This window comes from Kitasatospora sp. NPDC029367, assembly GCF_055569135.1.
In genome coordinates this window covers 66892-74473 of the sequence record NZ_JBVHYH010000041.1, presented here as the reverse complement: position 1 = coordinate 74473, position 7582 = coordinate 66892, and the positions used below count along the sequence as shown (strand labels likewise).

Annotated in this window: 5 protein-coding genes; 2 read left to right on the top strand and 3 right to left on the bottom strand. The window is 73.1% G+C overall.

Annotated elements, in window-relative coordinates; translation table 11 throughout:
* Positions 1-234: 234 nt before the first annotated feature.
* Positions 235-882 carry a TetR family transcriptional regulator gene (locus ACZ4W5_RS22315; protein ID WP_360226007.1) on the bottom strand — a complete coding sequence of 216 codons (648 nt, stop codon included), beginning with the start codon at positions 880-882 and terminating at the stop codon, positions 235-237.
* 424 nt (positions 883-1306) lie between these two features.
* On the opposite strand from ACZ4W5_RS22315, the gene ACZ4W5_RS22310 reads away from it, so the two are divergent.
* Positions 1307-3700, top strand: coding sequence for an outer membrane protein assembly factor BamB family protein (locus tag ACZ4W5_RS22310; protein ID WP_465656408.1), 2394 nt, complete (start codon positions 1307-1309; stop codon positions 3698-3700).
* A gap of 39 nt (positions 3701-3739) precedes the next feature.
* Here ACZ4W5_RS22310 and galE read toward each other — a convergent pair whose 3' ends face one another.
* A complete protein-coding gene (galE, locus tag ACZ4W5_RS22305; protein WP_360226013.1) occupies positions 3740-4726 on the bottom strand; it encodes a UDP-glucose 4-epimerase GalE in 987 nt (328 codons plus the stop codon).
* A 242-nt stretch (positions 4727-4968) separates the two neighbouring features.
* Between galE and ACZ4W5_RS22300 the strand changes: the two genes are divergently transcribed.
* Positions 4969-6045, top strand: a complete 1077-nt coding sequence (locus ACZ4W5_RS22300; protein ID WP_465656415.1) for a S1C family serine protease — start codon at positions 4969-4971, stop codon at positions 6043-6045.
* 140 nt (positions 6046-6185) lie between these two features.
* On the opposite strand, the gene ACZ4W5_RS22295 is transcribed toward ACZ4W5_RS22300, so the two are convergent.
* Positions 6186-7355 (bottom strand): sensor histidine kinase, encoded by a 1170-nt coding sequence (locus ACZ4W5_RS22295; protein WP_360227640.1) that lies wholly within the window; start codon positions 7353-7355, stop codon positions 6186-6188.
* Between the last annotated feature and the right edge of the window lie 227 nt (positions 7356-7582).

Below are 7582 nucleotides of genomic sequence, written 5' to 3'. Positions count from 1 at the left end.
TGGGGGCGGGGGGTGGGTTTGGGGGGGGGGGGGGGGGGCGAAGGGGGGGGGGGGGAAAGCGCAGAAGGGGGGGGGGGGGGGGGCGCGGGGGGGGGGGCCCCCCCCCCCACCGGCATGTCTGGCGCGCGTGCGGTACGTCGGCGGACCTCCCCCGAGGACACGGCCGCCGTCCGTCGTTCCCCGGACAGGAGGCCGGGGCTGCGCGCGGAGCGGATGGTGGGTCGGAGGACGGTCCTACTTGGGCGCCTTCTTGCCGGTGACGCCCAGGTACACCAGGGGAGCGAGGTTGGGCTTGAGGTCCTTGACCTTGACGCCCCAGGAGGTGAAGGCCTTCTGGTGCTCGGCCGCCGAGGCGAGCAGCGAGACCAGGGCCCCGGCGACGGCGTTCGGGTCGAGCGTCTTGTCGGCCTGACCCTTCGCCTGGAGTTCCTTGACGGCTTCCGCGAGTGGCTTGGCGACCGAGTTGAGGACGGTCATGCGGATCTTGAAGAACCGCTTGTCCCCTTCCGCGGCACCGAGCGTGACCACTCGGAGAATGGCGTCGTTCTTGCGCCAGAAGGCGAGGAATCCGTCGACCAGTTCTTCCGAAGTGGTCGGTCCGGACTTCCCTGCCCAGGACTTTCCGGCCACCAGCTCTTTGAGGGTGTCGGAGTCCTTGGCCATTTCCTCGGCGATTTCGAGGACTGCGCCCTCGACATCCGGGAAGTACTGGTAGAAGGTCGCGGGGGAGGTACCCGCCATACGGGCGACGTCGATGACCTTGACGTCCCGATAGGGCGACGTGCTGAGCATCTCGCGGAGGCAGTCGAGCAGCTTCTGCCGCGTCTCCTGTCCGCGTCGCCCGGCGACGCGACCGTCGACGGTGCGAACTTGTCCTGTCATGCCGTCAGCTTACCGTGGCAAGATCTTGGCGCGATTCGGTGATGCGACTATTACTCCGCACGGGGGGCGCTATAGCGGCCTGAACCACTTCGGACGGATATTCACCGGGCTCCGAAGGCGCTCTTGAAGCCCCCCCGTGTGCTTTTGACCCCATAGCGTGACGGCGAGTCCGCTGAGGGGTGGTCGGGTGACAGAGCGTGACCGGTGCTGGGGGTCGGACGGTGGACGGTCCGGACTCCGGGGCGCAAGCCGGTGCCGGAACGGGCGTCAGGATCCGGCCGTTCCGTCACCGCTGACCAGCGGACCGACGGTCCGGGGCGGCGGCCGTCTCCCGGTGGGGGAGGTTGGAGTTGCGCCGGGCGGCATTGGAGAATCGGGTCCGGCACCACGCGGCGGGTGCGGACGACGGGGAGGTGGCTGCGGAGTGGACCAGCTGACGGCGCACGATCCGAGGAGGATCGGGCCCTTCGAGGTGCTGGGGCGGCTCGGCGCGGGTGGGATGGGGCTGGTCTACCTGGCGCGCTCCGCCTCAGGGCGCCGGGTGGCCATCAAGACCGTCCGGGGGGAGCTGGCCGAGGACGAGCTGTTCCGCGTCCGCTTCGCCCGGGAGATCGCGGCGGCCAAGACGGTCGGCGGCTTCTACACCGCGGCCGTGGTGGACGCCGACGCGGACGCCCGGGTGCCCTGGCTGGCCACCGCGTACATCCCGGCGCCCTCCCTGGAGGACCTGGTCGAGGAGTGCGGGCCGCTGCCGGTCGACGCCACCCGCTGGCTGGTCGCGGGCATCGCCGAGGCGCTGCAGTCCATCCACGCGGCCGGACTGATCCACCGCGACCTCAAGCCCTCCAACGTGCTGGTGGTCGAGGACGGCCCGAAGGTGATCGACTTCGGCATCGCGGCCGGGGTCTCCAGCACCCGGCTGACCATGACCAACGTCGCGGTCGGCACCCCCGCCTACATGTCCCCGGAGCAGGCCCGGGACAGCCGTACCGTCCGGGGCGCCAGCGACGTCTTCTCGCTCGGCTCGCTGATGGTCTTCTGCGCCACCGGGCATCCCCCGTTCCGCGGCTCCAACCCGGTCGAGACGGTGTTCCAGCTGCTGCGCGAGGAGCCGGACCTCACCGGGATGGCGCCCGAGCTGATGGACCTGGTCCGGGCCTGCATGCAGCAGGCGCCCGAGCGCCGGCCCACCCCCGCGCAGATCCAGGCCGAGCTGGCCCCGCACCTGTTCTCCCGGGACGACGCCGCCGGCGAGGTCGGCGACTGGCTGCCGCCCCACGCGCTGGAGCTGATCGAGCGCAAGCGCGGTCGCCGCCCGAGTGCCCAGCCCCGTTCGTACGCCGGTCCGGCCGAGCCGCCGCGGCCGCCGCACGCCCAGGGCCCGCCGCAGCAGTCGCCCGTGCCGCCGCAGCACCCCGGCCCGGACGACCCGCGCACCTACCCCGGGGCCGGGCACGCCCCGCCGACCGGGCCGGTGCACGCCGGGCCGCGCCCCGGCCAGGACGACGGGATCCCGACCGCGAAGATCCCCTCCAAGAACAAGCACCGCGCGCCCACCGGGGGCATGGCAGTCGAGGTGCAGCTGTCCGGCGCCTCGGTGCGGATAGGCCCGGGGCCGCGGGCCGAGCACGAGCAGCCCGGTCCGAGCACCGCCCCGGCCACCACCGACTGGGTCCGCCGGACGGCGCCGACCCCGCCGCCCGCTCCGACCCCGCCCGCCGCGGCGGCCCGCTGGCGCCCCTGGCGGTTCCGGATGTCCAACGACGTCTGGGGCACCCCGGTGGTCGCCGACGGCACGCTCTTCGTCTCCAGCTTCGAGGTGCACGCGCTGGACATCGCCTCCGGCGAGCGCCGCTACAAGACCCGGGACGTCGCCTGGGCGCTCGCGGTGGACGCCGGCCGGGTGCACGCCGCGGACGGCCCGCACCTGTACACCGTGGACGTCGCGGACGGCACCGAGCGCTGGCGCACCTCGCTGGACGGCTGGGTCTACTCGCTCTCCGCCGCCGACGGCGTGCTCTGCTGCGGCGTGCGCGGCGGCGGCGTCCAGCTGCGCGCGGCCGCCACCGGCGCCGAGCTGTGGCGCGCCGACGACGCCCAGCAGGACTACGAGAACCCGCAGTCCGGTCCGGTCCTGGTGGGCGGCGCCGCCTACTACTTCGGCGCCGGACGGCTGCGCTGCGTGGATCCGCGCGGGGCCGGCCTGCGCTGGTCCTTCCAGGTCGGCGAGGACGTGCCCGCGCACCCGGTCGAGCGCGGCGGCGTGCTGTACGTGACGGCGGGCACCCGGGTGTACGCGCTGGACGCGGCCAGCGGCACCGAGCGCTGGCGCTTCGACGCCCCGGTGGTGCTGTTCACCCCGCCGACGCTGGACGGCGACGCGGTCTACGTGGCCGACTACCTGGGCACCGTCTACGCGCTGGACGCGGCCACCGGCCGGGACCGCTGGCGCGGGGTCACCGGGAGCCGCCAGGGCGCCGAGCCGGTGGTGGTCGGGGACGGCATGGTGCTGGTCGGCAGCGGCGAGGTGCTGTACGCCTTCGAGGCGGCGACCGGCCGGGAGCGCTGGCGCTACACCACGCGCGGCGAGATCGTCGGCTCCCCGGCGGTGGCCGACGGCCTGGTGCACCTGGGCAGCCGGGACCACTCGCTGCACACCCTGGACCTGGCGACCGGTCAGCTGCGCTGGGAGCTCGGCACCAAGGGCGAGCTCACCGGCTCCCCGGTGGCGGTCGGCGGGCGGGTCTTCGTCGGTTCCAAGGACCGCTGCGTGTACGCGCTGGACGCCTACTACGGCACGGCGGTGCCCGCCCGCTGAGCGGGGCGGACACCGCCGTACGGTGCTGCTACCCGAGGGTCAGGCCTTGCGGGCCCCGGGGTGGCGGCTGCACCAGCCCTCCCATGCGGAGGAGACCATGTCCTCGACGTCGTGGCCGGCGCTCCAGCCCAGCTCGCGGTGGATCAGGTCGGCGGCGGCCACCACCCGGGCCGGGTCGCCGGGGCGGCGCGGGGTCACCTCGGCGGTGGTGTCGTAGCCGGTCACCTTGCCGATGACCTCGATCATCTCCTTGACGCTGACGCCCTCGCCGCGGCCGATGTTGAGCACCAGCGCGGTCTCGCCGGCCGGGTCGGCGGCCAGCCGCTTGGCGGCCGCCACGTGGGCCGAGGCGATGTCGGAGACGTGGATGTAGTCGCGGACGCAGCTGCCGTCCGGGGTCGCGTAGTCGTCGCCGAAGACCCGCGGGGCCTGGCCGGCGGTCAGCCGCTCGAAGACCATCGGGATCAGGTTGAACACCCCGGTGTCGGAGAGCTCGGGCGAGGCGGCGCCGGCCACGTTGAAGTAGCGCAGGGCCACGGTGGACATCCCGTAAGCCTTGCCCGCCGCGGCGACCAGCCACTCGCCGGCCAGCTTGGTCTCGCCGTACGGGCTCATCGGGGCGCACGGGGTGGACTCGGTGACCAGGTCGACGTCCGGCATGCCGTAGACGGCAGCGGAGGAGGAGAACAGGAAGCGCTTGACGCCGCCCTCGGCCGCGGCCTCCAGGACCGTCTGGAGGCCGATCATGTTCTCCCGGTAGTACAGGAACGGCTGCTCGACCGACTCGCCGACCTGCTTCTTGGCGGCGAAGTGCAGGATGCCCTCGATGCCGTGCTCGCGGATCGCGGCGTCCAGGACGGCGCGGTCCAGGGTGGAGCCCTCGATCAGCGGGACGCCGGCCGGCACCCGGGAGGCGTCGCCGGTGCTCAGGTCGTCCAGGACGGCGACGCGCTCACCGGCGTCGAGCAGCTGGCGGACGACGTGTCCGCCGATGTATCCGGCACCGCCGGTGATCAACCAAGTCATGCGGCAATCCTAGGGCCCGTCTTCAAACCCCCGTCGTCGGGCGAGTCGGGACGTCAAAACGGACAAATCGGTGAAATGCTGACAAAGATTTCCGTGCTCTCATGCCCCGCGCCCTCGCGCGGTGACGAATCGGAGGCAGCCAGGTGAGCCGAAAGAAGGAACACAACCGACCGCTCCCGGCCGGCCCCCGGCCGACCGGCCCCAAGGCGGCGCACCGGCGGCTGCTCGTGCCCGGCGGGGTCGTGGTCGTCACGGCGCTCGCCCTGGCGCTGGCCGGGTGCAGCAGCTCGTCCTCCTCCTCCAAGGCCACCTCGTCCTCGACCGCCTCCTCCGCCGGCGCGAGCAAGCAGGCCTCCGCCGCGCCCGCCGCCCAGCCGGGCGGCGCCAACCAGCTGCAGGACGCGTACCAGAAGGTGATCGCCGACGTGCTGCCCTCGGTGGTCCAGATCACCACCGGCGACAGCCTCGGCTCCGGGATCGTCTACGACGACAAGGGCGACATCGTCACCAACGCCCACGTGGTCGGTTCGGCGACCACCTTCACCGTCACGCTGGCCAACTCCACCAAGGCGCTGGACGCCGCCCTGGTCGCCAGCTACCCGGACGCCGACCTCGCGGTGATCAAGCTCAGCAACCCGCCCGGTGGCCTCAAGCCGGCTGCCTTCGGCGATTCGAGCAAGGTTCAGCTCGGCCAGATCACCCTGGCCATGGGCAGCCCGCTCGGGCTCTCCAGCAGTGTCACCCAGGGCATCGTCTCGGCCACCGGGCGGACCGTCTCCGAGCCCCGCGGCGGCGGTTCGCCGGGCGCCACCATCGGCAACATGGTGCAGACCTCGGCCGCGATCAACCCGGGCAACAGCGGCGGCGCGCTGGTCAACCTGGACAGCAAGGTGATCGGCATCAACACCCTCGCCGCGACCGAGCCGCAGAGCAACGGCGCGGCGGCCCCCGGCATCGGCTTCGCCATCCCGGCGTCCACCATCACCAACATCACCGACCAGCTGATCAAGCAGGGCAAGGTCACCAACTCCGGGCGGGCCGCGCTCGGCATCACCGCCCGGACCAGCTTCAACCAGCAGTTCCAGCCGGCCGGCGCGGTCATCGTGGCGGTCAGCCAGGGCGGCCCGGCCGCCTCGGCGGGGCTCCAGGCCGGCGACGTCATCACCAGGATCGGCGACACCCCGGTCGACTCGCTGAACGCGCTCACCACCGCGCTCGCCTCGCTCACCCCGGGCACCAAGGTCACCGTCAGCTACACCAGGGACGGCAACAACGCGACCGCCGACGTCACCCTCGGCACGCTGGAGAGCAGCTCCTAGCCGCCCCCCGACCCCGGTACGCCGGCCGGCCCGTACACCGCGCAAGGGTTCCGCGGGGCGGCCGCCGCACCGGACCGGCGCCGGGACCCGTCCACTGCCTCGACGGGTCCCGGCGCCCCTTCGCGTTCCCGGACCGGCTCCTAACGGCGGGCGGTACGGGTGCGCCAGGGCAGCTCGACGGTGACGGTGGTCGGGCCGCCCTCCGGGCTCTCCACCAGGAACACCCCGTCCACCGCCCGGATCCGCTCGGCCAGCCCGGCCAGGCCGCTGCCCGGGTAGGGGGCCGCCCCGCCCCGGCCGTCGTCCTGGACCAGCACCATCAGCTGGTCGTCCGAGCGCCAGACGTCCACCGAGGCGGTGGTGGCGCCGGCGTGCTTGGAGACGTTGGTCAGCAGCTCGCTGACGGTGAAGTACGCGATGCCCTCGACCGCCGAGTCCGGGCGCTCGGGCTCGCCGTCCGGCCCGGCCAGGTCGACGTTCACCTTCACCCCGCCCGGGACGGTGCAGCGGGCCGACACCGCGGACAGCGCCGCGTCCAGGCCGCGGTCGGTGAGCACCGCCGGGTGGATGCCGCGGGCCAGGTCGCGCAGCTCCTGGAGGGCCAGCTTCACCTCGCCGTGCGCGTTGTCGACCATCCGGGTGGCGACCGCCATGTCCTCCTGGGTCTCCACCTCCCGCAGCCGCTCCTTGGCCATGCCGAGGTCCATCGCCAGCGCGACCAGCCGGGCCTGGGCGCCGTCGTGCAGGTCGCGCTCGATCCGGCGCAGGTCGGCGGCGGCGGTCTCGACCACGGTGCCGCGGTCGTCCTCCAGCTCGCGCACCCGCTCGGCCAGCGCGCCGGGGAAGAGCAGTGACTCGATCAGGATCCGGTCGACCGCGGCCATCGCACGCACCATGAAGGGCAGCACCGGCCACAGTGTGACCACCGAGACCAGGGTCAGGGTGAAGCTCAGGATGCCCCAGGGCAGCATCAGCACGTTGTAGAGCGCCGAGCGCCAGTTCAGCAGGTCGGTGAGGTGGGCGATGGTGTAGCCGACCACGCCCGGGCGGCGCTGCTTCACCGGCTGCGGATCGTCGATCGCGGAACCGTACGCCGAGCGGGCCCGGCTGCGGCCCAGGGCGCCCAGGGCACGGGATCCGGCCAGACCTGCGGCCAGCACCGGCAGGCCGATCACCGTCACCGACAGGCCCAGGCCGACCGACAGCGCGGTCACCGAGAGCACGAAGCCGGCGATGCCCAGCGGGAGGTTGAGCATCAGGTGTCCGACCTGGCGCCACATCCGCGCGCCGTACAGCGGCGGACGCTCCATCCGAGCGTCCTGCTCCTTGATGGCGTCCACGGCGCGGTTCAGCGACTTCATCGGATCATCCGTCCCCTCGTTCGAGCTGGCGGCCCCCAGCATCCCTAACGGGGGAGGGGGTGTGCCATGGGGGTGATACATCTTCCCGGGCGGGGGTTATCCCCACCCCGGCGGGCCCCCGGGCGTTCACCGGGTTGTCCACCGGACGTCTTGCGGAGCGGGCAGGTTTCGGGGGG

Excerpts from the sequence above, each read along its gene's own strand:
- ACZ4W5_RS22315 (WP_360226007.1), bottom strand. The coding sequence starts at position 882 with ATGACAGGACAAGTTCGCACCGTCGACGGTCGCGTCGCCGGGCGACGC.
- galE (WP_360226013.1), bottom strand. The coding sequence starts at position 4,726 with ATGACTTGGTTGATCACCGGCGGTGCCGGATACATCGGCGGACACGTC.
- ACZ4W5_RS22295 (WP_360227640.1), bottom strand. The coding sequence starts at position 7,355 with ATGGAGCGTCCGCCGCTGTACGGCGCGCGGATGTGGCGCCAGGTCGGA.